Source organism: Actinomadura sp. NPDC023710, assembly GCF_040639875.1.
Lineage (GTDB): Bacteria > Actinomycetota > Actinomycetes > Streptosporangiales > Streptosporangiaceae > Spirillospora > Spirillospora citrea.
Genome location: NZ_JBFAGB010000005.1, coordinates 13367 through 38709, shown reverse-complemented (window position 1 = coordinate 38709; position 25343 = coordinate 13367). Strand labels below are relative to the sequence as shown.

At 72.0% G+C, this 25343-nt stretch carries 27 protein-coding genes and 1 pseudogene; 14 read left to right on the top strand and 14 right to left on the bottom strand.

Translation table 11 applies throughout. The annotated features are described in order from the left end of the window. Nucleotides 1-31 precede the first annotated feature (31 nt). The 5 genes from AB0H37_RS07420 (at nucleotide 32) to AB0H37_RS07400 (ending at nucleotide 3713) form a co-directional block, all read left to right on the top strand. Nucleotides 32-751, top strand: a complete 720-nt coding sequence (locus tag AB0H37_RS07420) for an IclR family transcriptional regulator (protein WP_179833324.1) — start codon at nucleotides 32-34, stop codon at nucleotides 749-751. A gap of 186 nt (nucleotides 752-937) precedes the next feature. Beyond that, nucleotides 938-1630: a MerR family transcriptional regulator gene (locus AB0H37_RS07415; RefSeq protein ID WP_360611861.1), complete on the top strand. Its 693-nt coding sequence runs from the start codon at nucleotides 938-940 to the stop codon at nucleotides 1628-1630. Between the two features lie 67 nt (nucleotides 1631-1697). Beyond that, on the top strand, nucleotides 1698-2087 hold the full coding sequence (locus AB0H37_RS07410; RefSeq protein ID WP_329094107.1) for a DUF202 domain-containing protein: 390 nt from the start codon (nucleotides 1698-1700) through the stop codon (nucleotides 2085-2087). Continuing rightward, nucleotides 2084-2386, top strand: coding sequence for a DUF202 domain-containing protein (locus AB0H37_RS07405; RefSeq protein WP_329094109.1), 303 nt, complete (start codon nucleotides 2084-2086; stop codon nucleotides 2384-2386). Before AB0H37_RS07410 ends, AB0H37_RS07405 begins: the two co-directional genes overlap by 4 nt. A gap of 94 nt (nucleotides 2387-2480) precedes the next feature. Continuing rightward, a complete protein-coding gene (locus tag AB0H37_RS07400) occupies nucleotides 2481-3713 on the top strand; it encodes an NAD(P)-binding domain-containing protein (RefSeq protein WP_360611860.1) in 1233 nt (410 codons plus the stop codon). Here AB0H37_RS07400 and AB0H37_RS07395 read toward each other — a convergent pair. Continuing rightward, a complete protein-coding gene (locus tag AB0H37_RS07395; RefSeq protein ID WP_360611859.1) occupies nucleotides 3710-4696 on the bottom strand; it encodes a LysR family transcriptional regulator in 987 nt (328 codons plus the stop codon). The genes AB0H37_RS07400 and AB0H37_RS07395 overlap by 4 nt on opposite strands. A gap of 159 nt (nucleotides 4697-4855) precedes the next feature. Here AB0H37_RS07395 and AB0H37_RS07390 point away from each other — a divergent pair, with 159 nt between their 5' ends. Both AB0H37_RS07390 and AB0H37_RS07385 read left to right on the top strand, forming a co-directional pair. Further along, nucleotides 4856-5254 (top strand): NUDIX domain-containing protein, encoded by a 399-nt coding sequence (locus tag AB0H37_RS07390; protein ID WP_329094116.1) that lies wholly within the window; start codon nucleotides 4856-4858, stop codon nucleotides 5252-5254. A gap of 201 nt (nucleotides 5255-5455) precedes the next feature. After that, nucleotides 5456-6529 (top strand): hypothetical protein, encoded by a 1074-nt coding sequence (locus AB0H37_RS07385; protein ID WP_360611858.1) that lies wholly within the window; start codon nucleotides 5456-5458, stop codon nucleotides 6527-6529. Here the strand turns inward: AB0H37_RS07385 and AB0H37_RS07380 are convergent. Together AB0H37_RS07380 and AB0H37_RS07375 are read right to left on the bottom strand one after the other, a co-directional pair. Continuing rightward, nucleotides 6526-7435 (bottom strand): annotated as a pseudogene (locus tag AB0H37_RS07380) (IS5 family transposase). The gene AB0H37_RS07385 and the pseudogene AB0H37_RS07380 sit on opposite strands and share 4 nt — an antisense overlap. A 24-nt stretch (nucleotides 7436-7459) precedes the next feature. Then, on the bottom strand, nucleotides 7460-8047 hold the full coding sequence (locus tag AB0H37_RS07375; RefSeq protein WP_360611857.1) for an NAD(P)H-dependent oxidoreductase: 588 nt from the start codon (nucleotides 8045-8047) through the stop codon (nucleotides 7460-7462). Nucleotides 8048-8135: 88 nt separating this feature from the next. Between AB0H37_RS07375 and AB0H37_RS07370 the strand changes: the two genes are divergently transcribed. Further along, nucleotides 8136-8624, top strand: a complete 489-nt coding sequence (locus tag AB0H37_RS07370; RefSeq protein WP_360611856.1) for a MarR family transcriptional regulator — start codon at nucleotides 8136-8138, stop codon at nucleotides 8622-8624. 72 nt (nucleotides 8625-8696) lie between these two features. Here the strand turns inward: AB0H37_RS07370 and AB0H37_RS07365 are convergent, their stop codons facing one another. The 9 genes from AB0H37_RS07365 to AB0H37_RS07325 form a co-directional block, all read right to left on the bottom strand. Then, the gene (locus tag AB0H37_RS07365; RefSeq protein WP_360611855.1) at nucleotides 8697-10061 is read right to left on the bottom strand and encodes an NADH-quinone oxidoreductase subunit N; all 1365 of its coding nucleotides are present in this window, start codon (nucleotides 10059-10061) and stop codon (nucleotides 8697-8699) included. After that, nucleotides 10058-11542, bottom strand: coding sequence for an NADH-quinone oxidoreductase subunit M (locus tag AB0H37_RS07360; RefSeq protein ID WP_360611854.1), 1485 nt, complete (start codon nucleotides 11540-11542; stop codon nucleotides 10058-10060). The genes AB0H37_RS07365 and AB0H37_RS07360 overlap by 4 nt, the downstream gene beginning before the upstream one ends. Nucleotides 11543-11546: 4 nt before the next feature. Then, the gene (locus AB0H37_RS07355; RefSeq protein ID WP_360611853.1) at nucleotides 11547-13184 is read right to left on the bottom strand and encodes a proton-conducting transporter membrane subunit; all 1638 of its coding nucleotides are present in this window, start codon (nucleotides 13182-13184) and stop codon (nucleotides 11547-11549) included. 40 nt (nucleotides 13185-13224) lie between these two features. Beyond that, nucleotides 13225-13530 carry an NADH-quinone oxidoreductase subunit NuoK gene (nuoK, locus tag AB0H37_RS07350; protein ID WP_329094129.1) on the bottom strand — a complete coding sequence of 102 codons (306 nt, stop codon included), beginning with the start codon at nucleotides 13528-13530 and terminating at the stop codon, nucleotides 13225-13227. Continuing rightward, a complete protein-coding gene (locus tag AB0H37_RS07345; RefSeq protein ID WP_360611852.1) occupies nucleotides 13527-14069 on the bottom strand; it encodes an NADH-quinone oxidoreductase subunit J in 543 nt (180 codons plus the stop codon). Before AB0H37_RS07345 ends, nuoK begins: the two co-directional genes overlap by 4 nt. A 44-nt stretch (nucleotides 14070-14113) precedes the next feature. Further along, entirely contained in the window at nucleotides 14114-14977 is an 864-nt protein-coding gene (locus tag AB0H37_RS07340) for a complex I subunit 1 family protein (RefSeq protein WP_360611851.1), read from the bottom strand. Further along, nucleotides 14970-15830 (bottom strand): hypothetical protein, encoded by an 861-nt coding sequence (locus AB0H37_RS07335; RefSeq protein WP_360611850.1) that lies wholly within the window; start codon nucleotides 15828-15830, stop codon nucleotides 14970-14972. The genes AB0H37_RS07340 and AB0H37_RS07335 overlap by 8 nt, the downstream gene beginning before the upstream one ends. A 26-nt stretch (nucleotides 15831-15856) precedes the next feature. Next, nucleotides 15857-16201: an NADH-quinone oxidoreductase subunit A gene (locus AB0H37_RS07330; protein ID WP_179833311.1), complete on the bottom strand. Its 345-nt coding sequence runs from the start codon at nucleotides 16199-16201 to the stop codon at nucleotides 15857-15859. An 88-nt stretch (nucleotides 16202-16289) separates the two neighbouring features. Further along, the gene (locus AB0H37_RS07325; protein WP_360611849.1) at nucleotides 16290-16736 is read right to left on the bottom strand and encodes a hypothetical protein; all 447 of its coding nucleotides are present in this window, start codon (nucleotides 16734-16736) and stop codon (nucleotides 16290-16292) included. A gap of 210 nt (nucleotides 16737-16946) precedes the next feature. Between AB0H37_RS07325 and AB0H37_RS07320 the strand changes: the two genes are divergently transcribed. Both AB0H37_RS07320 and AB0H37_RS07315 read left to right on the top strand, forming a co-directional pair. After that, on the top strand, nucleotides 16947-17507 hold the full coding sequence (locus tag AB0H37_RS07320; protein ID WP_360611848.1) for a helix-turn-helix domain-containing protein: 561 nt from the start codon (nucleotides 16947-16949) through the stop codon (nucleotides 17505-17507). Nucleotides 17508-17622: 115 nt separating this feature from the next. Continuing rightward, nucleotides 17623-19689, top strand: coding sequence for an MMPL family transporter (locus tag AB0H37_RS07315; RefSeq protein WP_360611847.1), 2067 nt, complete (start codon nucleotides 17623-17625; stop codon nucleotides 19687-19689). A gap of 558 nt (nucleotides 19690-20247) precedes the next feature. Here the strand turns inward: AB0H37_RS07315 and AB0H37_RS07310 are convergent. Beyond that, the gene (locus AB0H37_RS07310; RefSeq protein ID WP_360611846.1) at nucleotides 20248-20637 is read right to left on the bottom strand and encodes an ATP-binding protein; all 390 of its coding nucleotides are present in this window, start codon (nucleotides 20635-20637) and stop codon (nucleotides 20248-20250) included. 138 nt (nucleotides 20638-20775) lie between these two features. On the opposite strand from AB0H37_RS07310, the gene AB0H37_RS07305 reads away from it, so the two are divergent. Both AB0H37_RS07305 and AB0H37_RS07300 read left to right on the top strand, forming a co-directional pair. Continuing rightward, nucleotides 20776-21588, top strand: a complete 813-nt coding sequence (locus tag AB0H37_RS07305; RefSeq protein WP_360611845.1) for a helix-turn-helix transcriptional regulator — start codon at nucleotides 20776-20778, stop codon at nucleotides 21586-21588. Beyond that, nucleotides 21579-21770: a DUF397 domain-containing protein gene (locus tag AB0H37_RS07300; RefSeq protein ID WP_329094145.1), complete on the top strand. Its 192-nt coding sequence runs from the start codon at nucleotides 21579-21581 to the stop codon at nucleotides 21768-21770. Before AB0H37_RS07305 ends, AB0H37_RS07300 begins: the two co-directional genes overlap by 10 nt. A 75-nt stretch (nucleotides 21771-21845) precedes the next feature. Here the strand turns inward: AB0H37_RS07300 and AB0H37_RS07295 are convergent, their stop codons facing one another. Beyond that, the gene (locus tag AB0H37_RS07295) at nucleotides 21846-22814 is read right to left on the bottom strand and encodes a YafY family protein (protein ID WP_360611844.1); all 969 of its coding nucleotides are present in this window, start codon (nucleotides 22812-22814) and stop codon (nucleotides 21846-21848) included. A 62-nt stretch (nucleotides 22815-22876) separates the two neighbouring features. Between AB0H37_RS07295 and AB0H37_RS07290 the strand changes: the two genes are divergently transcribed. Next, on the top strand, nucleotides 22877-23863 hold the full coding sequence (locus tag AB0H37_RS07290) for an NADP-dependent oxidoreductase (RefSeq protein WP_329094150.1): 987 nt from the start codon (nucleotides 22877-22879) through the stop codon (nucleotides 23861-23863). A 177-nt stretch (nucleotides 23864-24040) separates the two neighbouring features. Beyond that, nucleotides 24041-25309, top strand: a complete 1269-nt coding sequence (locus AB0H37_RS07285; protein WP_360611843.1) for a DUF222 domain-containing protein — start codon at nucleotides 24041-24043, stop codon at nucleotides 25307-25309. Nucleotides 25310-25343 lie beyond the last annotated feature (34 nt).

Genomic DNA, 25343 nt, shown 5'->3' with positions numbered 1-25343 from the left:
ATCTCAAATTACGAGACGGCAATATCAAGGCATGGACAACTCTAGCGGAGTCGGCGTACTTGACAAAGCGGTGCTCGTGCTGAACGCGCTGGAGGCCGGTCCGGCCTCGCTCGCCCAGCTCGTCCAGACGACGGGGCTGGCCCGCCCCACCGCCCACCGGCTGGCCGTCGCGCTGGAGCACCACCGCCTCGTGCACCGCGACACCCAGGGGCGTTTCATCCTCGGTCCGCGGCTGGCCGAGCTCGCGGTCGCGGCCGGCGAGGACCGCCTGCTCGCGATCGCGCAGCCCGTCCTGGCCCAGCTGCGCGACCATACCGGCGAGAGCGCGTCGCTGTTCCGCCGCCAGGGGGACGTGCGGGTCTGCGTGGCCGCCGCCGAGCGCACGAGCGGCCTGCGCGACACCATCCCGGTCGGCGCGGCGCTGCCGATGTCGGCGGGGTCGGCCGCGCAGATCCTGCTCGCCTGGGAGGAGCCCGACCGCCTGCACCGCGGGCTGCGCGGCGCCAAGTTCGAGGCCACGACGCTGGCGTCCGTGCGGCGCCGGGGCTGGGCGCAGAGCATCGGCGAGCGCGAGCAGGGCGTCGGTTCCGTCTCGGCCCCCATCCGCGGCGCCGCCGGACGGGTGATCGCCGCCGTCTCGGTGTCCGGTCCCCTCGAACGCCTCACCCGCTCCCCCGGGCGCCTGCACGCCGCACCCGTCGCCGCCGCCGCCGAGAAGATCTCCGAAGGCATGCGCCGCACCGCGTCCTGAGCGCCGCGTCCTGAGCGCCGCGTCCTGAGCGCCGCGTCCCGAGCGCCGCGTCCCGAGCACCCGTCCCGAGCACGCGGCCTGATCCGGCCGTGGTGCGAATCACCACAAGCCGGGCGGACCTGGGATTGTGCCGGTCTCCGCACCTGCGACCTCGCTACCGTTGCCTTCAGGTAAAGGGGGTGCAACGTGCAGATCTCCGAGCTCAGCGACCGCAGCGGGCTGACGGTCCAGACGATCAAGTTCTACATCCGGGAGGGCCTGCTGCCGAAGGGCTCGACGGTGAGCGCCACGCGCTCGGAGTACGACGGGCGGCATCTGGAGCGGCTCCGGCTGATCAGCGCGCTGCGCGAGGTGGGCGACATGCCGCTCGCCGCGATCCAGGAGATCATCGGGGCCGTCGAGGACGACCGGGTCGGCATGCACGAGCTGTTCGCCACCACCCAGCACGCCGTCGGCCCGCACGACGCCGCCCTGCACGATCCGCACTGGCGGGCCGCCCGCGAGGACGTCGACGCCCTCGTCCGCGAGCTCGGCTGGCAGGCCGGCGACCGCGCCCCCGCCCGCGACCTGCTGGCCCACGCTTTCGTGGCGCTGCGCCGGCTCGGCTTCCCGATCACCCTCAAGGACCTGCGCCCCTACGTGAAGGCCGCCGCCGAGGTCGCCGAGCACGAGATCGGACGGGTCGTCGAGGGCGCCCCGCGGGCCCGGACCGTCCATTCGCTGCTGGTCTCGACCATCCTCTACGAGCAGGTCCTCACGTCCCTGCACCGGCTGGCCCAGGAGGACGCCTCGGCGCGTCGTTTCGGCCGTGCCCGACCCCACCCCGCCGGCCTGACCGCCCAGCGGCCAGACCCGCCCCACCAGGCATTTCCGGGATAGACGGTCGGAATTGCCATTCACGCCCCCGAATTAGGGCTTTCACTTTCTTCGCCTAATATGAAAGGCGATGACCGCGACGACGCCTCCGGGCCCCTCCGGCGGCAGGTGGACCGACCGCCTGCTCGCCGAGGGCAACGACCCCGATCCACGCTTCACCATGGCCAACGAGCGCACGTTCCTGGCCTGGATCCGCACGGCGCTGGCGCTGATCGCGGGCGGCATCGGCCTCGCCCTGGCCGGCGACCTGATCGAGTCGCCGCTGCGGCAGGTGCTCGCGGTCGGCTTCGCCGCGGGCGGCGCCCTGGTCGCGGCGCTGGCGTTCCGCCGGTGGCTGCGGACCGAGCGCGCCCTGCGCCGCGCCGAGACGCTGCCGCCGCCCGCGCTGGCCCCGGTCATCGCCTACGGCCTGGCGGGCGCCGCGATCCTCCTGCTGGTCGCGCTGCTGGTCACCCGGTGAGTCTCCGGGACCCGGGCGCGCAGCCGGAGCGGACGGCGCTGGCTTGGTCGCGCACCACCCTGGCCCTGATCGGCGCGGGGCTGCTGTGCGTGCGGCTCGCCCCCTCGGCCCCGGGCACGGTCCTCGCGGCGGCGGTCGTGTGCGGCGGGGCCGCGCTGATGCTGCGCCGCACCCGCAGGAGCTTCCACGCCCGGCGCACCCTGCCGACCGGAGCGGGCGCGGCCGACCCGGTCTCGATCCTGATCACGACCGGACTGGCGATGCTGCTGGCAGGAGTCGCCGCCGCCCTCGCCTTCTGAGACGGCCCGGATCGAGCCATGCGTGGTGCGCATGGCCGGCGTGCGAAGTCTTCGCTGGTGACATGAGTGCTCGACCTCTAACGTCGGTCGGACCATGACACGAATCGCTTTTCTCGGACTGGGACGCATGGGCGTCCTGATGGCCCGGCGCCTCGCCGCCGCCGGGCACGACCTGACCGTCTGGAACCGCACGCCCGCCCGGGCCGCGTCGCTCGCCGAGGCAGGCGCCACCGCCTGCGGCACGCCCGCCGAGGCGGTCCGGGACCGCGAGCTGGTCGTCACGATGCTCACCGACGCGGCCGCCGTCGAGGAGGTGCTGTTCGGCCCGGACGGCGCCGCCCCGGCCCTGTCGCCCGGCGCCGTGATCGCCGACATGTCGACGATCGGCCCGGACGCCGTCCACCGCGTCCGGAGCCGGCTGCCCGAGGGGATCGGACACGTCGACGCGCCGGTCTCCGGCAGCCTCCCGCAGGCGGAGGCGGGCGAACTGGCGATCCTCGCGGGCGCCGAGCCGGACGACCTCGCGCGCTGCGCCGACGCCCTCGCCGTCCTCGGAAACGTCCGGCATGTCGGCCCGCCCGGCTCGGGCGCCGCGCTCAAGCTGGTGGTGAACAGCGCGCTCGTCGGGAACTTCGCCGTCCTCGGCGAGACGCTGGCCCTGGCCGACCGGCTGGGCGTCGACCCCGCCCTCGCCCTCGACGCGCTGACGCGCACCAGCCCTCAGGCCCGCCGCCTCCAGGAGCACACCGACGGCGACGCGCCGCGCTTCACGCTCGCGCTGGCGGCCAAGGACCTCGGCCTCGCCCTGGACGGCGCCCCGCCCGCGGGCGTCCTGTCCAGCGTCCAGGCCCGAACGGACGCGGCGCTCGCCGCCGGGCTCGGCGGCCACGACCTCGTCGCCCTCACCGACCACATCAGGAGGACCCCACCCATGCGCGTGACCCTGGGCAACCCCGAGACCGTTCCGGCTCCCCCGAACCCGGCCTACTCCCACACCGCGTACGTGACGCAGGGCCCGATGCTGTACGTGTCGGGGCAGATCGCCCTGGGCGCGGACGGCAAGGTGGACAAGCCCGGCGACATGACCCGCCAGTCGGAGGTGATCCTCTCGCTGCTGGAGCGGATCCTCGCCGCGCACGGGGCCGGGTTCGGCGACGTGGTCAACATCCGGACGTTCATCACCGACCTGGACCGGCTGCGGGAGTACGGCGCCGTCCGGAGGCGGTACTTCACCGGCCCGCCGCCGACCAGCACGACCGTCGAGGTGCCCCGGCTCTTCCACCCCGACGCCCTGCTGGAAGTGGAGATCGTCGCGGCCGTCCCCTAGGGCCGGGACCCCCCGCCCCCGGAGCGGGTCTCCGCGGCGCCGTCCCCTCGCCGCAGCTCCGCGGCGCCGCTCCCTGGCCCCATCTCCGCGGCGACGTCCCGCAGGTCCGTCAGGAACGCGGTGACCGGCGGGGACCTGCGCGCGTGCCGTCCCACCGCCGCGTAGACGGCGCGGCGGGGGCGGCCGGACGTCACGGCGCGCAGCACGACGCCGTCCCGCGCCAGGGCGGAGGCCGCCAGCGCCGGGACGAGCGTGACGCCGAACCCCTCGGCGACCAGCCCCAGCTTGGAGATCCACTCGGCGACCCGCAGCGGCGTCCGCGGCACGAACCCGGCCGCCTCGCACCGGGCGCGCAGCGCCGCGATCGCCTCCGGGTCGTCGGCGACGATCCACGGCTCGTCCGCCAGCTCCGCGAGCGGGAGGCGCTCGCGCGCGGCGAGCCGGTGGCCGGACGGCAGCGCGACGAGCAGCGCGTCGTCCAGCAGGGTCACCAGGCCGTCGGCGACGATCGAGGGGACCTTGTGCGTGCTGACCAGCGCGATGTCGAGATCGCCCGCCTCCAGCATCGGCAGCAGGCGCTCGGTGGTGCCCTCGCGCAGCAGCACCTGGACGCCCGGGTGCCGGGCCCGGAACCGGGCGAGCGCGCGCGGGACGAGCGCGGCGTTGGCGGTGGGGAACGCGCCGAGCCGCAGGGTCCCGGTGTCGAGCCGGCGCAGCCCGTCGAGGGCGCGGGCCGTGTCGGCGAGCCGGTCGAGGAGTGCGCGCGCGTGCGGGAGCAGGTACTCCCCGGCGGGCGTCGGCCGCACGCCCCGGGCGCCGCGCGCGAACAGCTCCACCCCGCAGACGTCCTCCAGCGCCGCGACCTGGCGCGAGACGGCCGACTGCGTGTAGCCCTCCGCGGCCGCCGCGGCGGTGAAGGAGCCCAGGTCGGCGACGGCGACGAAGGTCCGCAGCAGGACGGGGTCGAGGGATTCGGCACGCACGCCCCGGAGCATACGGCCACCGTGACCACGCCCCCCTCGATCGCGCCCCCTCGGTCGCGGAGGCGGACATGCTCGTGCTCCGCAACGAGATCGCGCCTCGCGGCGTCCGGGGCCGCGGCCCCTGCGCGCCGCCAGGCGGCCTGGAGGAGAATGACCTCCGTGGAAGATCTTGACGTCGTCGCGTGGATCCAGGTGTCGGACGGCCGGATGCTCGCCGTCCGGTCGCGGGGCCGCGACCTGCTGTACCTGCCCGGCGGGAAACGGGAGCCGGGCGAGGACGACTGGTCGGCCCTGTCCCGGGAGGTCCGCGAGGAGCTGGATCTGGAGCTGGACCGGACGTCCTTCCGGGAACTGGGAGTGATCCGGGCCCCGGCCCACGACCAGCCCGACTTCGCCCACGTCCGCATGGCCTGCTTCACCGCCGCCTACCGGGGCGCGATGGCGGCGGCCGGCGAGGTGGACGAGTACGTCTACGTCGGGCGCGGCGAACGGCACCTGCTCGCGCCGGCCGCGCAGGCCGCCCTCGACCTCGCCGAGCGGCACGGCCTGCTCGCCTGATCGACCTTCGGACCCCGCGCCCGGCGACTTTGGTCGCCGCGGGGTGGTCCGGTGGCCGCTGCCCGGGCACGGCCGTGCCCGGAAGGCTCGGTGGCGGGCGGCTCGACCAGCGAGGAGCGGACCTTGTCACAGGCCAAGAACGCGGCACAGGCGAAACCGACGGCACAGGCGGAACCCACGGCGCGGATAAGCCGCAGGACCGTGCTCGCAGGCACGGCGGCGGCCGCCGTGTCCGGGGCGGCTGTGATCGCCTACGACGCGATGACCGGCACCGCGCAGGCCGCGCCGGCCCGAGGGCGGCCGCTGCCGCAGCACGGCGTCAACTACGACACCGAGCGCGAGGTGTGGAAGCCCGCGTACGTGCGGCGCGAGATCCGGGCGATCCGCCGCGACCTGCACTGCAACGCGATCATCCTTCTCGGCTCCGATCTGGGGCGCCTCATGCTCGCGGCCCGCTGCGCGGCGCGGGAGGGCATGTTCGTGTGGTTCGAGGCCCGCCGGTTCGACCGGGACGCGCGGACGACGCTGGCGTTCCTCACCGCCGTCGCCAGGGCGGCCGAGGGGCTGCGCCGCACCCATCCCGGTGTCGGCATCTCGGTGGGCTGCGAGCTGACGATCTTCATGGACGGGCTGGTGCCCGGCGAGGACTGGCGGGAGCGGGCCGCCAACCTCGGGACTCCGGCGGGCGAGGGCTACAACGAGCGGCTGAACGCGTTCCTCGCGCGGGCGCTCAGGACCGTCCGGCCGCTGTTCGGCGGTCGCCTCACCTACACCTCCGGCGTCTGGGAGGAGGTCGCCTGGCGCGGCTTCGACGTCGTGGGCGTCGACCTGTACCGGGACGAGACGAACGAGGCGACCTACGTCCAGGACGTCCGGGCCCTGCACCGGTTCGGCAAGCCGGTCGTCATCACCGAGTTCGGATGCTGCACCTACCGGGGCGCGGACCGGCGCGGCGGCGACGGGTTCGACATCGTCGACTGGTCGCAGGACCCGCCCGTCATCCCACCGGGCTACGTCCGCGACGAGGGGACGCAGGCCCGCTATATCTCCGACCTGCTGGACGTCTACGAGGCCGAGGGCGTGTACGGCGCCTTCGTCTACGACTTCATCGAACCCGACGGCGCCTACTCCCCCGACCCCGCCAGGGACCTCGACATGGCCGGGTTCTCCCTGGTCAAGGTGCTCCCGCCCGAGACGGGGCTGGGCTACGAGAAGACCGGCCACTTCGAGCCGAAGCTCGCGTTCCGCACCCTCGCCCGCCGCTACGCCCCCTAGGCCCTGTCTGGCAATCGTTCGTGAGCGGGTTGGCGAAGCCAAAGGATGAGTGAGGCGATGTGGAGTCCGCCCGGTAGCGGGTTGCCGGCTTCTCGAAGCGCGTTGCGATGGCTCGGAATTGCTTGAGGCGGCTGAGGCAGCGCTCGACCACGTTGCGGGCTTTGTAGAGCTCAGGGTCGAAGGCCGGTGGTCTGCCACCGGCTCTGCCGCGGCGCTGGCGATTGGCCCTTTGGTCGGTCCGCTCCGGGATGACTGCGCGGATGCCCCGGCGTCGCAGGTCCTGTCGGACCTCCCGTGATGAGTACGCCTTGTCCGCGATGACCGTGTCGGGTCTTTGCCGCGGCCGCCCGGTGCCTGCCCGAGGCACCCGCACAGATTCCGGCACCGCTTTGAACACGGTGCAGTCGTTGACGTTGCCGGGAGTGAGGACGACAGCCAGGGACAGGCCTCGGCCGTCGCAGGCGAGATGGACTTTGGTGGTCAGCCCGCCGCGGGAGCGGCCCAGCGCCTGGTCGGCCGCCGAGCGTGCCGAGCCTTCCACCCCGCCGTTCGCGCCCGCCCCCTTTTCCGGGCGCCGGCCGCGTGCTGGTGGGAGCGGTTGATGGTGGAGTCCACCGACACCGTCCATTCCACCGCTCCGACGGAGTCGTCCCGCGCCTGATTCTGCTCCAGGAGGCGGGCCCAGGTCCCGTCCCGCTCCCAACGGGCGAACCGCTCATAAACCGTCTGCCACGGCCCGTAGCGTTCCGGCAGGTCACGCCAGGGAGCCCCTGTTCGCAGCCGCCATAACACTCCGTTGATTACCTGTCGGTGGTCGCGCCACGGACGGCCTGGTCCATAGGTAGCCGGCAACAGGGGCTTCAGCGCCTCCCATGCTGCGTCCGTCAGCTCGCCGCGTCCTGTCACGTGATCGGTCACGAACTGGGTGCCTCATGCAGCCGTGGGCGTCTGCGTCTTGGCCTGGCGCACCCCGCGCAGGGCGCCGGACCAGGCGATCACCTGGTCGAGCATGTCGCCTACGGCGGTGTCGAGGCCCTCCTGGGGGACGAAGGTGCCGGTGTGGAACGAGGGGTGTGTCGAGATGGTGGGCTGGGCACGGACCGTGGCCACCTGGAGTTCGGCGAGGACGAGCCGCAGCGCCTCGGCGGCCCGGGCCCCGGCGACCCAGCCGCCATAGCTGATGATCCCGGCGGCCTTGTCGTTCCACTCCCGGTAGACGTAGTCCAGGGCGTTCTTCAAGGCCCCGGGGTAGGAGTGGTTGTACTCGGGGACGAGGAAGACGTAGCCATCGAAGCTGTCGATGAGTGCGCCCCAGGCGCGGGTGTGGTCGTGCTGATACTGCTGGAAGTTCGGGTTGCCGGGCTCGTCGAGGTTGCCGAGGTCCTGGTCGGCGAGGTCGATGAGTTCGTAGTCGGCTCCACCATGGGCACGGGCGGCCTCCAGTGCCCAGGCGGCGATCTGGTCGCCGCGGCGTCCGGGACGGGTGCTTCCGAGGATGACTGCGATGCGAAGTGGCATGGTCTTCCCTCCCAGAGAGTTGTCACGTCAACTCTAGATCGGAAGGAGTTGAAGTGACAACTCTGCTGGTCGCGGTATCCTCGGCGACATGACGGAGACTCGATCGCTGGGACCCGAGGAGTGGGAGTTCTGGGATACCTGGATGCGCGCGCAGCGCCTGCTCACCAGGGAGCTGGAGCGTGGTCTACAGCATGACTGCGACATCTCGAAAGCCGAGTTCAGCGTGCTGGTGACGCTGTGGCAGGCCGCCGGCCGCGAGATGCGTGTCGGCGAGCTCTCCGAGTCACTCGACTGGGACAAGAGCCGCGTCTCACATCAGCTGACGCGCATGGAAAAACGCGGCTTCGTCAAGCGCACCCAGTACGCGGCCGATGGTCGCCGCGCGGGGATCGGGCTGACCGCCGAGGGGCGCCGCGCCGCCCAGAGTGCCATCCTCGTACACGGCGGCAACATCCGCCGCCACTTCCTCGACTCACTGACCTCCGAGCAGGCATCAGTCATCCGGGCATGGAGCGAGCAAGCAGTCGATCGCCTGGAGCCGCACCGTAGCGAGGCTGTCAGCGACGGCGCGTCCTAGACCGCGTCCCACGCCGCCCTCATAGACGCCGCCGGTACGGCCCTGGGCATTGTCAGACAGGCCCTAGGGCGGTCACGCGAGGGCGGCGCCGCCGGCGATGCCGAGGACCAGCGACAGCAAGGCGGCGGCAGCGGCGACCACGGTGGCGCCGGGTGCCGGGCGCGGCGGGGCGGACGGCCGCCGGAACAGCGGGACGATCCAGCGCAGGTAGTAGAAGACGCTGGCGACCGTGTTCACGGCGGCGACCACCGCGAGCCATGCGAAGTCGCCGTCGAGGGCGGCGCCGAACATCAGGACCTTCCCGACGAACACGGCGGTCGGCGGCGTCCCGACGAAACCGAGCAGGCAGACGATCAGGGACAGGCCGAGGGGCGGGGAGGCGCGCAGGAGCCCGGCGTATCCGGCGAGGTCGTCGCGGCCGGCGGCGACCACGACCGCGAAGGCGCCCAGGTTCGTCACCGCGTAGGCGGCGACGAAGTACAGCAGCGCGGGCTGGGCCAGGCCGGTGCGCCCCGCCATCGCGACCGGGACGAGCAGGTAGCCCGCCTGGCTCACGGTCGAGTACGCCAGCAGCCGCCGGACGTTGTCCTGCCCGAACGCGGCGAGGTTGCCGAGCGTCATCGTCGCCGCCGCGATCACGGCGAGGAGGGCGTGCCGGCCGTCCGGGGAGGTCTCGGCGCAGAACCGGTAGAGGGCGGCGAACGCGCCGATCTTGGGGACGGTGGTGACGTACGCGGCGACGGCGGGCGGGGCGCCCTCGGCCACGTCCGGCACCCAGTAGTGGCCCGGGACGGCGCCCGCCTTGAACAGCAGCCCGGCGAGGAGCGCGACGACGCCCGCCGCGACCGCCGCCGGGGGCGCGTCCGCGAGCCCGGTCCGCAGCACGGCGTAGGCGGTGCCGCGCCCCACGCCGGACAGCAGCGTCACCCCGCCGAGCATGAGCACGCCCAGCAGCGCGCCCATCAGGTAGTACTTCAGCGCGGCCTCGGTCCCGGGCGCGTCCTTGCCGAACCCGGCGAGCGCGTACGCGGGGATGCTCGCCAGCAGGTACGCGGCGACGAGGACGAGCAGGTCGGACGAGGCGCCGAGCATGATCGTGCCGAGCGCGGACAGCAGGATCAGGACATGGTGCTCGCTTTCCCTCGGATGGTCGCGGACCGGCCCGGCCGCCAGGAGGACGACGGCGAGCGTCGAGCCGAGCACGGTGATCCGGGTGACGTGGGTGATCGGGTCGACGGAGAAGGCGTCGAACGCCATGAGGTCGGGGCCGGACGCCGCGACCCCCGCGAAGGCCAGTCCCGCGACGAGTCCGGCCGAGCAGACCACCGCGACCGGCCACTGCCGCGTGCGGGGCAGGAACATCCCCGCCACCAGCCCGGCCACGGCGGCGGCCAGCGCGCACAGTTCGGGGGCGAGGTCGGCGGGGTTCTCGTTCATCGGCGGCCCACCAGCGCGACGACGGCCGCCGACAGCGGCTCGATCGTGTCGAGCAGCACGCGCGGTACGACGCCGATGACCAGCGACAATGCCAGCAGCGGAACGAGCGCGGCCAGTTCGGGCCGCCGCACGTCGGTAACGCGGGCGGTCAGCTCGCCGGGCGGCCCGAGCACGGCGCGGTGCAGGACGCGCAGGAACAGCGCGGCCGTGATGAGGATCCCGAGGACGGCCAGCGCGCCGGCGACCGCCGTCGCGGCCGTGCCGCTCCCGATCGTCCCGGCGAAGATCTGGAACTCGGCGACGAACCCGGACAGGCCCGGCAGCCCGAGCGAGGCGAACGCGGCCACCGCGGTCAGCGCGGCGAACACGGGCGCGCCGCGCGCGATGCCACCGAACCGCGCGAGGTCGTAGCTGCCGGCCCGGTCGTACAGGACACCGCACAGCAGGAACAGCGCCCCGGTGACGAGGCCGTGGCTGACCATCTGCGTGACCGCGCCGGTCACCGCGAGCCGCCGCGCGTCGGCGTCGCCGGTGGCGTACCCGGCCGCGCCGAGCGCGAGGACGATGTAGCCCATGTGGTTGACCGACGTGTAGGCGACGAGCCGCTTGACGTCGTCCTGCGCCAGCGCGACCAGTGCCCCGTACAGGACGCCGACCAGCCCGACGATCAGGAACACCGGCGCGTAGCGCCGCCATGCGTCCGGCAGCATCGGCATCGCGATCCGGATGAGCCCGTAGGTGCCCATCTTCAGCATGACCCCGGCGAGGATCGCCGACCCGGCAGCGGGCGCGTCGGTGTGCGCGGGCGGCAGCCAGGTGTGGAACGGCACGACCGGCGTCTTGATGCCGAGGCCGATCCCGACGGCGAGAAGCGTCAGCCCCGCCGGGCCGCCGCTCAGCGGTGGGGTGCGGGTCAGCTCGACCATGTCGAACGTGTGGGGGTCGGCGCCCAGGTAGAGGCCGATGAATCCGAGCAGCAGGACGAGCGATCCGAGGAACGTGTAGAGGAAGAACATCAGCGCCGACCGCGTCCGGTCACCGTGCCCCCACAGCAGGATCACGAAGTACATGCCGACGATCGACAGGTCGAAGAAGACGAAGAACAGCAGCAGGTCGAGGGCCGCGAACAGGCCCAGGCAGACGGTCTCCAGGAAGAGGAACAGGATCGCGAACGCCCGCGCCCGGCGGGTCTGCCGCAGCGAGTACACCGCGCACACGGCGAACAGGACGGCGGTCAGGGCCAGCAGCGGCAGCGACAGGCCGTCCACGCCGACGTGGTAGCCGGCCCGGACGGACGGGATCCACCGCACGTTCGTCTCGTAGGCGATCCCGCCGCCGGTGCCGTGCGCGGCCCACATCCCGATGACGAGCGCGAGGTCCAGGACGGTGACACCGATCCACGTCCAGGGGACCGCGCGGCGCGGGACGGCGGGCAGAGCGAGCGCCACCGCCAGCGGCAGGAAGAGCACCAGATTCAGCATCGCCTCACCCGGCCAGGACGGCGACGACGACGAGCACCGCGAGCACCACCGCGGCCTGGGCGTAGTACAGGTGGACCTGCCCGGTCTGCGGGCGCCGCGCCAGGGCGCCCAGCCCGCGCGCCGCGCGCCCGACCGCGGCGACGAGGCCGTCCAGCCGGAACTCGACGCGGCGCCCGGCCAGCCCGGCGGTCGCCTGGCCGCCGCGTGCGACACCCCGGACCGCGCCGTCGACCACCCGGTCGTCGAACCGGGCCAGCGCCCGGGCCATGGCGAACGCCGGACGGACCACCAGGGCCGACGCCACGTCCTCCGACCAGAGCCAGCGCAGCGCCCATGCGGGTTCCGGGATCCGCCGGACGGCCATGACCGCGCCCACCGTGACCACGGCGAGGACACCGGAGAGCGCGACCATCCACGGTCCGGGCCCGCTCTCGTCGGGCACGCCGAGCAGCCGCCGCCAGGCGTCCGCGACCGGGGGAAGGCCGAGCGCCCCGAGCGCGGCCGCCGCGCAGGCCAGCGGGACCAGCGGCGCCCGCTGCGCGAGCGGCACGCGGAACGCGCCGCCTCCGCCGCCCGGACGGAACGCGGCGAGCAGCGCCTTCGCGGCATAGGCGGCCGACAGGACGGACGCCGCGAGGCCCACCGCGAGGATGGCCGGAGAGCCGCCGGTGCCCGCGAGGACCTCGTCCTTGGTGACCCACAACGACAGGGGCGGGACGCCGGCCAGCGCGAGCGCGCCCACGCCGAACGCCGCGCCGACCGTCCGATGGCGCCGCGCCGCGCCCTGCAGCGCGTCCAACCGCTTCGTCCCGAGTTCGCCCAGCCACACGCCCGCGCAGAGGAACAGGAGGCTCTTCACCGCGGCGTGTGCGACGAGCTGTGCCGTCCCGCCGCCCAGCGCACCGGCGCCGGCTCCGAGCACCATGAACCCGATCTGCGCGCAGGTGGACGCGGCGAGAAGTTGCTTGAGGTCGCGCTGCGCGAGCGCGACGGCGCCGAGGACCAGCGCGGTCACGGCCCCGGCCCAGGTCACGAGCGTGGCGGCCCAGCCGGTCGCGGCCAGCAGCGGATGAACGCGCAGCAGCAGGTACGCGCCCGCGGCGACCATCGTGGCCGAGTGCAGGAGTGCCGACACCGGGCTGGGGCCGTCCATGGCGCGCGACAGCCAGAACGAGAACGGGAGCTGCGCCGACTTCCCCAGCGCCGACACCACGACACCGGCCGCGATCAGGTCCCGCCAGGGTGCGCCCGCCGCGGCGAGGTCGTCCAGCCGGAGAGAGTGGGCCCCGGCGACCGCGAAGCCCGCCGCCGCGTAGAGGCCCATGTCCGCGGCCCGGGTCGTCAGGAACGCGACGCCCGCCGACCCGACCCGGCGCGCGTCCCACCAGTCGTGGCCGATGAGCGCGTACGACATCGCGCCCATGACCTCCCAGCCCATCAGCAACAGGACCAGGTCGGTCGCCGTCACCGTGACGGCCATCGCCGCCGCGAACAGCAGCGTCAGGCCGAAGAAGCGAGCGCCGTACCCCTCTCCCGCAGCGAAGACGAGGACCGCCGCCAGGACGGCGCCGAGCGTCACGAGCAGGACCGCGGACAGCCCGTCCACCGCGAGCCCGCCCGGCCACCCGGGAAGGAACGTCATCCGCACGCTCCCCGCAGGCGGAGGGCCCTGCTGGTTCCGCTCATCCCCTGAGGTCCCCCGCGTCGTCGGTCATGTCCACGTCGCGGGCCCGGAACAAGGCGGTGACGACGGCGAACCCCATCGCCATCTCCAGCGCCATCACCGTGATCGCGACGAGGACCAGCACCTGCCCGTCCGCCCTGCCGGGCGACACCCAGAACCAGAACGCGGCCCCGGCGACCACGATCCCGCTGATCATGAGTTCGAGGCCCATCATCAGCATCACGATCGACTGCTGCGACAGCGCCCCGAACAGGCCCACGCAGAACAGCGCGGCGGCGAGCAGCAGGAACGCCTCCAGCGTCATCGCGCCCCGCCCCCGTCGTCGCCCTCCAGGTCGTAGCGGCCCCGGTGCGCGGCCAGCACCACCGTCGCGATCATGGTGGCCAGGATGGCGACGCCGATCACCATCATGACCAGCATCTTCGGCCCCATGATCGCCTCACCGAGCGCGACCGTGGGGTCGCGCGGCGGGCGTCCGGCGCGCTCCGGCCACGGGACGGTGAACACCCCGGCGGCCAGGGCGGCGAAGGCGGCACCGGAGATGGCGAACGCGCCGCGCCTGTTGTGCAGCATCGTCATCGGCATCAGCCCGGCCGGGTTCATCATGTACATGACCATGAAGACGGCCATCACCAGCATCTCCATGATCATCATGAGGACGACCAGGACACCGAGGTAGTGCAGGTCGATCAGGAGCAGCTCGCCGCCGACGCACAGGAACGACGCCAGCAGCGCGAACGTCGCCCGCGCCATCGAGTCCACGACGAACACGGCGACGGCCGCCCCGACGGCGGCGACGGCCAGCACCCAGAACGCGACGGCCTCCACGTTCTCACCCCTCACACGGCGTCCCCCTCACACGGCGTCCCCCTCACACGGCGTCCCCCTCACACGACGACGATCGCGACGACGAGCATCTGGAGCACCGAGGCGGGGATCAGGACCGTCCACGCCACGGTCATCGCACGGTCCATGCGCAGCACCGGCAGGCGCCGCCGCGTCCAGACCAGCAGCGCCAGGACGGCGCACGTCTTCGCCAGCGACCACAGCCACGCCGGTAGCAGCGGACCCGCGCCGCCCCCCAGGAACAGCGGGACGGCGACGGCCGAGGCCACCGCCAGCAGCCCGTGGCGTCCCGCCAGGAAGACGAGCCGGTCGGGACCGGACAGTTCGGCCAGGACGCCCCCGGCCACGTCGTCGCCCACGGGATGGTCGAACGGCCCCCAGAACGCCATCGCCGCCGCCGAGACCAGGTAGACGGCGAACGCGGCCGGCATCCATACCGCGAACCACAGCCCGTCCTGCGCCTGCCCGATGGCGCGCAGGTCGAGCGAGTGCGCGGCGAGCGCGGCGGTGATGAGCGCGAACATGTGCGGCAGCTCGTAGGCGAGCCCCTGCGCGAGGAACCGGTACCCGCCGACCAGCCCGAACACCGAGTTGACGCCCCAGCCCGCGAGCCACACCGACCCCCACGCGACGACCTCCATCGCGTTGAACCAGACGACGCCGATCCGCGTCCCGGCCGCGACGCGGTCGCCGAACGGCACCACCAGCGCCGCCAGCGCCGCCGCCGCGGGCAGCGACACGACCCCGATCCTGGTGAGCAGCACGTCCGCCCTCGCCGTGACGCGCCGCTGCACCCTCAGCAGCCGCGCGGCCTCGCGGAACGGCTCGGCCGGACGTCCGGCGAGCGCGCCGCCGAACGACGCCGCCGCGACCGCGAGGACGCCGAGGACCAGGACCTCAACCATCGCCGACCGCCCCGAGATCGGGGTCCAGGCTCGCCACGATCAACCGGGCCTGGGCCAGTTCCGCTCCGCTGAGGAGCACCGGCAGGACGACGGCCGCCTCGTCCCAGGTCTCGCGCGGCCGGACGAGCCGTCCTTCCAGGGCCGCGCCGATGTCGCGGAGCAGGCCGTCCAGCCGGTCCTTCACGAAGCCCCGCGTCATCCATGCCAGGGTGCGCGACCGCCCGACCTTCCGGGCGAACGGTGCGAACCGCCGCGCCAGCGCGTCATCGGCGGCCCCGTCGAGGGCGTCGTCGCGCAGCACGGCGGCGCGCTCCCCGGCCGCCTCCCATCCCGCCACGTGCAGCAGCCGGGACAGGCTGTCGAGACGGGACGCGGCCTGGCGCCCCTCCGTCCAGAACGTCCCGCCGCCGGTGTCGACGGCGGTGACCTCGGCTTCCTGAACGACGTCGCCCTGCAACGTCAGATCTGCTCGCAACCCTGCCGGCCAGTACGACAGCACAGGCCCGAGGGGCACGTGCAGGACGTCCAGCTTCAGCCCGTCCCGGTCCTCAGCCCGGTCGGCCATGTCCGCGTCCAGGTCGAGGGCGGGTCGCGGGCCTCCGGCGACGCCCTCCAGGTCGGAGGCCGAGACGCGCACGCGCGGCTCCGGCATGTCCCGCCAGACCACGCCGATGGCCTCGGCCAGCGCGGGTCCGGGGTTCCCGCACACCACGAGCATCCCGGTCTCCGTGGGCGACACGGCGGGACGCCACCGGCGTCCGCGCAGCGCGCGCTCGATCGCGAGCCGGTCGCGCGTGCCGTCCGCCGCCGAGACGACGAACGGGCGCCGTGCGGCGAACCGTCCCAGCCCCACGGACCCTCCCAGCCCCACGGACCGTCTCAGGCCCACCGGAACGCCCCCTCCCGCCACGCGTAGAGGACGCCCACCAGCAGCAACGCCAGGAAGGCGAACATCTCCACGACCGCCTTGACGCCGATCGACGCGACGACGAGCGCCCACGGGAACATGAAGACCATCTCCATGTCGAAGGCCAGGAAGACCATCGACGCCGTGTACCAGCGCACGTGGTACCGCGACACCGCGTGCTCGGCCGGGCGCGCCCCCGACAGGAACGGCCCGCTCTCGAACCCGCGGGGCGCCGCCGCGAACGAGACCGCGTAGACCCCGGCGACCAGGGCGGCCACCAGCCCGAGAACCGAGAGGACGGCGGCGAACGACGGCATTGCCCCTCCGGGGTACGGGTGAGGTGCTAGTCGCCCTCTACCTGATCAGGTCCCCGATGAAACATCGCCCGGCACCGCCCGCGCGGCGTCAGCCGTGGCGCACGCGGTCGGCCTCGGCGGCGGCGAGGATCATCTCGTCCACGACCCAGCGCGCCTCCGGGGACAGGTCGACCAGGGCGCGCAGCACCTCGGGCCGGATGATGCCCTGCTCGACGTCCCGGCGCAGGGCCTTCAGCGTGAGGTCCTCGCCGATGGGCTCGGACTCCCCGGCGAAGCCGAAGTAGCCGATCGGCACGCCGAAGAACGTGGCGAGCGCCGTCAGGGTCTTCAGCTGCGGGTTCTCCTGCCGCCCGGTGCGCAGCTTCCACACGGTGGTGGACGAGATGTCCTCACCGGTGGCGTGCGCGATGGCCGCGGCCGTCTCCACGTTGTTGCGCGGCGGCTCCGCGTCCGCCGGCCAGAGGTTCTGGATCAGCCACTCGACCTTCTCGGCGAGCGACGCTCCCGGTGGCGCCTCGTCCACACGACGCTGCATTCGGCTCCCCTCCCCCATCGCCGGCGATTTAAGTTGACCACAGCCTCACCCGTCAGCCAAGGACATGCGCCCGGACGCGGGCCCGCCGTGGCGCGCCGCTACCCGCGAGCCACACGGCGGCTCCCTCTCAGGTCGTGGCGGCTCGTCCTGTCCGGTGAACTTCGCAAAGAAACGTTGCAAAGGCCCTTTGCAACTTCTAGTGTCACGGGCATGAAGGAACAGCCGGCCCCGGAGACGATCACCGACCCGCAGCGGGTGCGGCTGCTCGCGCACCCGCTGCGGCGGCGGATCGCCGAGATCATGCGGCGCGGTCCCGTCTCGTCCACGACCCTCGCCCGCGAGCTGGGCGAGAGCACCGGCGCGACGAGCTACCACCTGCGGCAGCTCGCCAGGCACGGGTTCGTGGAGGAGGTCCCCGAGCTGGCGCGCGGGCGGGAGCGCTGGTGGCGGGCGGTGCCCGGCGACCGGCGGCTGCCGGCCTACAGCGAGCAGTCGCCGGGGATGCGCGAGGCCGTGGAGGAGCTGACCCGGCGGGAGTTCGCGAACGAGATGGAGATGCTGGACCGCTACCTGCGGGAACGCGACGAGATGGGCCCGTGGGCGGACGCCCTGCTCTTCTCGTTCTCCACCCTCACGCTGACGCCGGAGCAGGTGCGTCCCTTCTTCGAGGAGTACATCGCGCTCCTCTACCGCTACAAGCGCACGGACGACGATCCGCCGCCCGACGCGCGCACCCTCCACGCCAGGTTCCTGGCGTTCCCGGAGGTCTGAGAAGTCCGGGCCGCCGAGTTGCCGCTCGCCGGCCCGGACGGGCGGAAGCCCGCATCACCACGCCGAACGGCGTGTTTCCACGCAACGCGAACCCCCACCGAAAGGAGAGCACCTCATGCTGCTCTCACGCAAACGACCCTCACCGAAGCGGCGCCTGCTGAAATGGGCGGTCCTGGCCTTCTGGGTCGCGGTCACGGCGCTGGCCGTGCCGCTGGCGAGCCGGCTGCCCGACGTCGTGCAGGCCGACTCGTCCGCCGAACTTCCGCGCGGCGCCCAGTCCACGAAGGTCGACGAACTGGAGGCCCGGTTCGCGGACGGCGACCTGGCGCCGGGCATCCTCGCCTACATCCGGCCGTCGGGCCTCACCGGCGCGGACCGCGCGAAGGCCGAGTCCGACCGCCGCGCCCTCGCCCCGGTGGCGGCCGGGCCGATCGCGGCGCCCGTCCCGTCCCGTGACGGCAAGGCGCTGATGCTGACCGTCCCGCTGCGGGACGAGGGCCTCGTCGGCAACGCGGGAAAGCTCCGCGACCAGGCGAACCGGGACCGGCCACCGGGACTCGACGTCAGGCTCACAGGCCCGGCCGGATCCGCGCTGGACGTGGGCGACGCGTTCCAGAAGGTCGACAAACCCGTCCTGATCGTCACGGTCGTCCTGGTCGCCCTGGCCCTGCTGCTCACCTACCGCAGCCCGATCCTGTGGCTGCTGCCGATCGTGAACGCGGCGATCGCGCTCCAGACGACGGGCGCCGTCGTCTACCTCCTCGGCAAGCACGCCGGCCTCTACGTCGCGGACGGGACGTCCACCATCCTGAACGCGCTGGTCTTCGGCATCTCGACCGACTACGCGCTCCTCCTGCTCGCCCGCTACCGGGAGGAGCTGCGCCGCCATCCGGGCCGCCACCACGCGATGGCCGCCGCGCTGCGCCGCGCCGCCGCCCCGATCGCCGCGTCCGCCGCGACGGTGTCGCTCGGCCTGCTGTGCCTGCTCGCCGCCCGCATGGGCTTCAACTACGCGCTCGGGCCGATCGGCGCCATCGGCGTCCTCGGCGGCCTCGTCGTCGTCATGTCGCTGCTGCCCGCCCTTCTGGTGATCCTCGGCCGCTGGGTGTTCTGGCCCCGCATCCCCCGCTACGGCGACGCCCCGCCCGCGCGCGGCCTGTGGGACCGCGTCGGCGCCCGCATCGCCGCACGTCCCCGCGTGGTCTGGGTGGGCGGGCTGGCGGTGCTCGCCGCCCTCGCCGCAGGCTGCCTCGGCATCAACACCGGCCTGGACCGCGGCCACTTCCTCACCACGACGCCCGGTTCGACGATCGGGGAACGGCTACTGGCGCAGCACTACCCGGGCGGCCAAGGGCGTCCGCTCCAGGTCGTCACCGACGAACCGGACACCGTGGCCGCCGCACTCCGCACGTCCCCCGGCGTCGCCCGCGTCGGGACGCCGGAACGCTCGACGGACGGACGGCTGACCAAGCTCGACGTCGTCCTGTCCGACCCGCCCGACAGCGAGGCGGCGAAGGGCACGGTCCATGCGTTGCGGGCAGCGGTCCCGGAGGCGGACTTCGGGGCGAGCACCGCGCTCCTGGTCGACCTCGCCGACGCGCAGTCCCACGACCGGCGGGTGGTGATCCCGCTCGTGCTGGGGGTCGTCCTGCTCATCCTGATGGCGCTGCTCCGCGCGGTGGTCGCGCCCCTCCTGGTGGTCGCCACGGTCGTCGCGTCCTACTTCGCCGCGCTGGGCGCCGCCTGGCTGCTGTTCCGGTACGGGTTCGGCTTCCCCGCCCTGGACATCCAGGTCGCCCTCATGGGCTTCCTGTTCATGGTGGCGCTGGGCGTGGACTACAACCTGTTCCTCGTCTCCCGGATCCGTGAGGAGGTCGCCGCTGCGGGACACCGCGCGGGCGTCCTGCGCGGCCTCGGCGTCACCGGCGGCGTCATCTCCAGTGCCGGGTTCGTCCTGGCCGCCACGTTCGGCGTCCTCGGCGTCATGCCGATCACGATGATGGTGCAGATCGGCGTCCTGGTGTCCCTCGGGGTACTGCTGGACACCTTCTTCGTCCGCTCCGTCATCGTCCCCGCCCTGGCCCTGGACGCGGGACACCGCTTCTGGTGGCCCGCCCGCCGGCCGGAGACCCCGTCCCCGACCACGCGGCCGACGGAAGTCATCGGCGCGAAATTGCCGTGAATTGCGCGCGGGCTCTCGGTACCCGACCGCCCCCGAGAGCCCGCTCCTTCTTTCACCATAGGGAAGCCTAACCAAAGACCTCGGTTCACATCACGTCGCAGAATCCATTATGAAGCGCGTTATCCGATGTGACAATCGCGACATACCCGACGTCCAGCAACACGCGAATCACCTTACGGCGGTGAGCCCACACAACCCATCCGCCACACCCTTACATCGGCACATGATGACAGGTAACGCCCGAGGTCAGGAGAGGATTCTCGCATAAATACCCCGTCCGGAGAGACGTGATCGTCAATGACCTCCCCTCACCCATCATCCTCGCGGACGGGACCTCTCCGACACATACGGGCAAGTAGGACGAGAATAGGCCAGACGGGTGAAGCCGGTCACCTTCCTCCGCACTTACGAGAATCTTCATTTCCCGTTCTTCGACAACGTCCATTCGACTAACATGTTGTTCGAACGCCCCGGGGACCGGGAATGGCCCCGCTGGGCGGAGAGTCCTTTCGAGGACGCGGAGGGGCGGTCGGGGGGGCCGCCCCTCTCGCATGTCCGTCACAGGTCGAGGATCGCGAAGACGACCTTGCCGGCGCCCTCCGCCAGGGGCCGAGCACCCCAGCACCGGGTGAGCTCCTCCACGACGAACAGTCCCCGGCCCGACTCCCCGTTGAGGTCCGCGCTCTGGACGCGCGGCATCACGCAGTCGGAGTCCTGGACCTCGACCCACACCGCCCCGTCCCGGGCCCGCCCGATCCGGAAGATCACCTCATCGCCCTCCCCCGACGCGTACCGGAGCGCATTGGTGACCAGCTCGCTCGCGATCAGGCACGGCACGAAGTCGTCCACCGCCCACCCGCCCATCACCATCCGCACGAACCGCCGCACCTCCGCCACGGCCTGAAGATCCCGCTTGACCACCATCTCCCCGCACACCGCCTCACCCACGACCTCTCCTCACTCTCTGTTGCCTACGGCACACATTGAGCCACCTTTCGCTTTACGATGTGGTTGCCGTCAGCAAGTGGCAGTCAGTGGCAGTTCAGATGCAGCGATGGCAGATTCCATGGAGAGGAATAAAGGATCATGCCCCCGCGTCGCCCTCGCCGTCCCCGAGAGTCGCCCGCCCTCCTCGCCTTCGGCCGCCAGATGCGCCGACTGCGCGAGGCCAAGGGAGTCAAGCAAGAGACGATCGCTCACATCACGCAGGTGAGCGGACCTCAGGTCAGCAAGATCGAGAATGGCAGGAAGCGAGCCACGAGATCCTTCGTGGAGATCGTGGACGAGTCCTTAGAGGCCGAAGGCGCACTCGTCAGCCTGTGGGAGGACCTCAACAAGGACGGCCACCCCGTCCCCATCTGGTTCGACTGGCCCAAGATCGAGACCGACGCAGCGATGCTGGTGTGCTGGCAGCACTCAGTGATCCCCGGTCTGGCTCAGACGCAGGCCTATGCCCTGACGATCGTGCACGGCAATCATGAGGCCGCAGAAGTGAGGATGAATCGACAGGCCCTCCTCTACAAGGAAGACGACGGCGGCCCGGCTCTCGTGGTCTTCTTGATCGATGAGCAGGTGCTCTATCGCCGGGTCGGGACATCCGAAGTGATGAGGGACCAGCTAGAGCACCTGATCGAACTCAGCACGTTGCCCAACGTCACAGTTCAAGTAGTGTTGGGAGGTGGTGATCACGACGGCAATATGGGAGCGTTCGTGCTCGCCACCATGGCCGATCGGAGCGAGATCGCGTATGCGGAGACCGCCGTACGGTCGATCACGACTGATGACCCCGCCGATCTGTCTGTTCTGGCACGGACCCTAGTCGATCTCCGTTCACGGGCACTCACTCAAGAGATGTCCTGCGAACTCATCAGGAAGGTGGCCAAAGAAAGATGGACCTGACCCACGCCACGTGGCGCAAGAGCAGCTACAGCGGCTCCAATGCTGCTGAATGCGTCGAGCTTGCTGAGCTGCCAGGCGCGGTCGCCGTGCGGGACAGCAAGGACCAGGACGGGCCCGTCCTGCTGTTGACCCGCGAGGCCCTCCGCACCGCCATCCACGCGGCGCCCCCCACGAACCGCTAGAACGCCCCCGGCCAGCCCTCGTCCAGATCCGGTATTGGACGTCTCGGGCGAGGGCGCCGCCAGCCCCACACCCCGCTAGTGCTTCCCCTTGGTTGATCTGTCGACGGCGTCGAGGAACCGCGTCCCCCAATCTCTCAGGTGATCGACGAACTCAGGCGGCTCGATCACGTCGAATGCGGCGCCGACATTGCCGAGCGCCTGCGTGGGCCAGTCCAGGCTGGTGGACACCATCGTGAGCCGGCAACGGTCCTGGCCGACCGGTTCGATCCTGCCCCACTGGCCGACCATCCGGCGTATCTGTTCGGCGGGGGCGTGGACCAACGCGACGACCGTGTGAGCGGAGGGCACCTGGGCCGAGGCCCGCACGAACGCGGCGGCGTCCCCGCCGGGCAGGGGCCGCTGCCGGAAGCCCGTACCGGTGCTGCGCGGCCGGGTCAGCCGATCGAGGCGGAAGCTGCGCCAGTCGTGCCGGGCCAGGTCGTAGGCCGCCAGATACCAGCGGCCCCCGAGCGCCACGAGACGATGCGGTTCCACCTCACGTTCGGTCTGCGAACCCCCGCGCGCCGTGTACTGGAAGCACAGCCGCTCCTGGTCCCGGCACGCCTGGGCGATCGCTGTCAGGACATCCGCCGGGACGACCGGTCCGGTGGGCGTCGCGGAGACGGTCATGGCGCGCAACGCGTTCACCCGAGCCCGCAGACGGGGCGGGAGGACCTGCATCACCTTGGTCAACGCGCGCACCGCCGCCTCTTCCACATCCGCGATCCCGCTCTGCGCGGCGTTCCCCATGCCGACCGCCAGCGCCACCCCTTCCTCGTCGTCGAGCAGCAACGGCGGCAGGACGGCGCCGGGCGCCAGCTGATAGCCGCCATCGGTGCCCCGGGACGCCCGCACCGGGTATCCCAGCTCACGCAGGCGATCGACGTCCCGGCGCAGCGTGCGCTCGGAGATCTCGAGACGGTCGGCCAGATCGGCGCCCGACCAGTGGCGGTGGGACTGCAGCAACGACAGCAGCGTGAGGGTGCGGGAACTGGTGTTGGACATATCCCTCATCATCCTCGACTTCCGGTCAGAAAGTGGCCGGAAGGCCGGTTAGCGTCGTCAGCATGATGACTCGCGAGATCCACCTGACCGCCCAGATCGCAGGCGTCCCCGGCCCTGAGCACTTCACCGTCGCTCAGAGTCAGATCGACGGCGAGGTCGTGGTGCGCACCGATTACCTGGGCCTCGCCGCCACCTACCTCGAACTCATGCGCCCCGACTGCCACCTTCCGATCCCGGCCTGGCAGCCGGGCCGGCGGATCGGCGTCATGGCGATCGGCACCGTGCTGCGCTCGGCCTGCCCGGACCTGAAAGAGGGTGACCTGGTCCAGTCGATGAGCGGCTGGAGCACGCACTCGGCGGGCCCGGCGGCCTCCTACTTCAGGTTGGACCCGGAGGCCTACCCCGACCCCAGTTACCACCTGGGCCAGGGGCCGACCGCCTACTACGGCATCGCCGAGGTGGCGAAGGCCGGCCAGGGCGACATCGTGTTCGTCTCCGGCGCGGCCGGGGGCGTCGGCTCGCTGGCCGGTCAGATCGCCCGCAACCTGGGCGCGAAGAAGGTCATCGGCAGTGCGGGCAGCCAGGCGAAGGCGGACTACCTCGTCGACGAGCTCGGCTTCGACGCCGCCTTCGACTACCACCAGGACCCGGTCGCCGCGCTCAAGGAACTGGCTCCGGAGGGCATCACCGTCTTCTTCGACACCGTCGGCGGGACGCTGTACGACGCCGCTCTCGACGTCGCCGCGCCAGGAGCACGGTTCGCCCTGTGCGGCTCACTGTCCACCCAGTTGGGCGGCGCACCCGACCGCTTCCCCGAGCCCGACCGCACCGCGGCCCAGGCCAGGCAGGTCGAACTGCTGCCGTTCTCCTGCCACCACACGCCCGAGCAGATCTCCGCCTGGCACCACCACTTCCGCACGTCGCTGGACCAGGGTCGCTTCGTGTATCCGCGGACCGTGGTCGAGACCGGCATCGACGGCGTGCCCGGCGCTTTCCTGTCCATGCTCCGCGGCGACCACCGAGGCAACGTCTCCGTGCGGCTGACATGACCGCCCTCCCGGGGGTCGGCCCGACACGATTGCTGACGCGGTCTACTGTCAACATCGCGAACTGATGTCGAAGTTATTGGGCTCCGTCTATCCCAGTGGTGACACTAATCAAGCCCCGCCTCTGGCGTCGCTCGATAGTCAGTTCGATACACTCTACGTATGTGTTCGGTCACGGATATGGATCTCGGTGAGGCGTCCACCAGAGAACTGGTGGACGCCGCCGCCGCGATCGCCGCCGAACTCGCCACCCGCCCCGCACCCGAATCACCTGCGGCGTGCATGGAACTCGCCGAGACGCTGGCGGCCGCCTCCGACGTCCAGGAAAGCGCACTGGCCGGGCTCATCGGGCGGGTGGACGCGGCCGGTGAGATGCGCCGCTGGGGCTTCCCTTCCACCCAGGCGTGGCTGCGGTCACGGATAGGCATGCGCGACACGCGTGCCAAAGAACGCATCACCCTGGCCCGTCAACGCCACCGACTGCCCGCGGTGGCCGAGCTGCTGACCAGAGGCGAGTTGTCCTACGGCTACGCCACCACGGTCGCCGACGCCGTCGCCCGGCTCGATGACGACGACTGCGCCAAGGCCGAGACGCTGCTGCTGGACATGGTCGGCCAGGGCTTCTCGCCCGGAAAGGTCGCCGCGGTCGGACACCGCATCCGCGACGTCATCACCGAACGCGACGGACACGAGCACGCTCCCCAGGACGCTGAGCGTGGGTATGAGCGGTCGTGGATCACCTCCACCCGCTCCCTGGACGGCGGCCGCTACATTCGAGGCTGGCTCAACCCCGAAGACACCGCCAGCTGGGACGGCACCCTGGCCCCCCTGGCCAAACCGGCCGGCCAAGACGACCACCGCGACCTGCCCGAACGAACAGCCGCCGCGCTGTCCAGCGTCCTGTCGGGCGGGCACAAGGCCACCAAGGTCACCGTCATCTGCGACCTGGACACCCTCACCGGCGGCCACACCCCGGCGCGGCTGACCGACGGCACCGCCATCCCCGCACCGCAGGCCCGCCGCATCGCGCTCGCCGCCGGAGTCTCACCCCTCCTGCTCACAGGCGGCCACACACCCCTCTACCTGGGCCACAAGGTCCGCTTCGCCACCGCCGCCCAACGCCAAGTCCTGGAAACCCTCTACCCCACCTGCGCCGTACAAGGGTGCGAGATCCCCGGGACGCTGTGCGAGATCGACCACGTCAACGGATGGTCCCTCGGAAACAGCCCCACCGACATCGACCAACTCGCCCTGTGCTGCGGATGGCACAACCGCTTCAAACACACCAACCCCCACCGAATACACACCACCCGAGATGCCGCCGGCCACTACACCTACCGCCTCCTCCCACCACCCGACCCACGAACAGCCAGCCCACCCACAGTCAGCCCGCGAACACCCGACACACGAACCGCCGATCCAACCAACACCCTCAGCCGGGCCGCGTAGCAAGCGTGCTGCTCTCCGCGCCACCGGTCTCGGG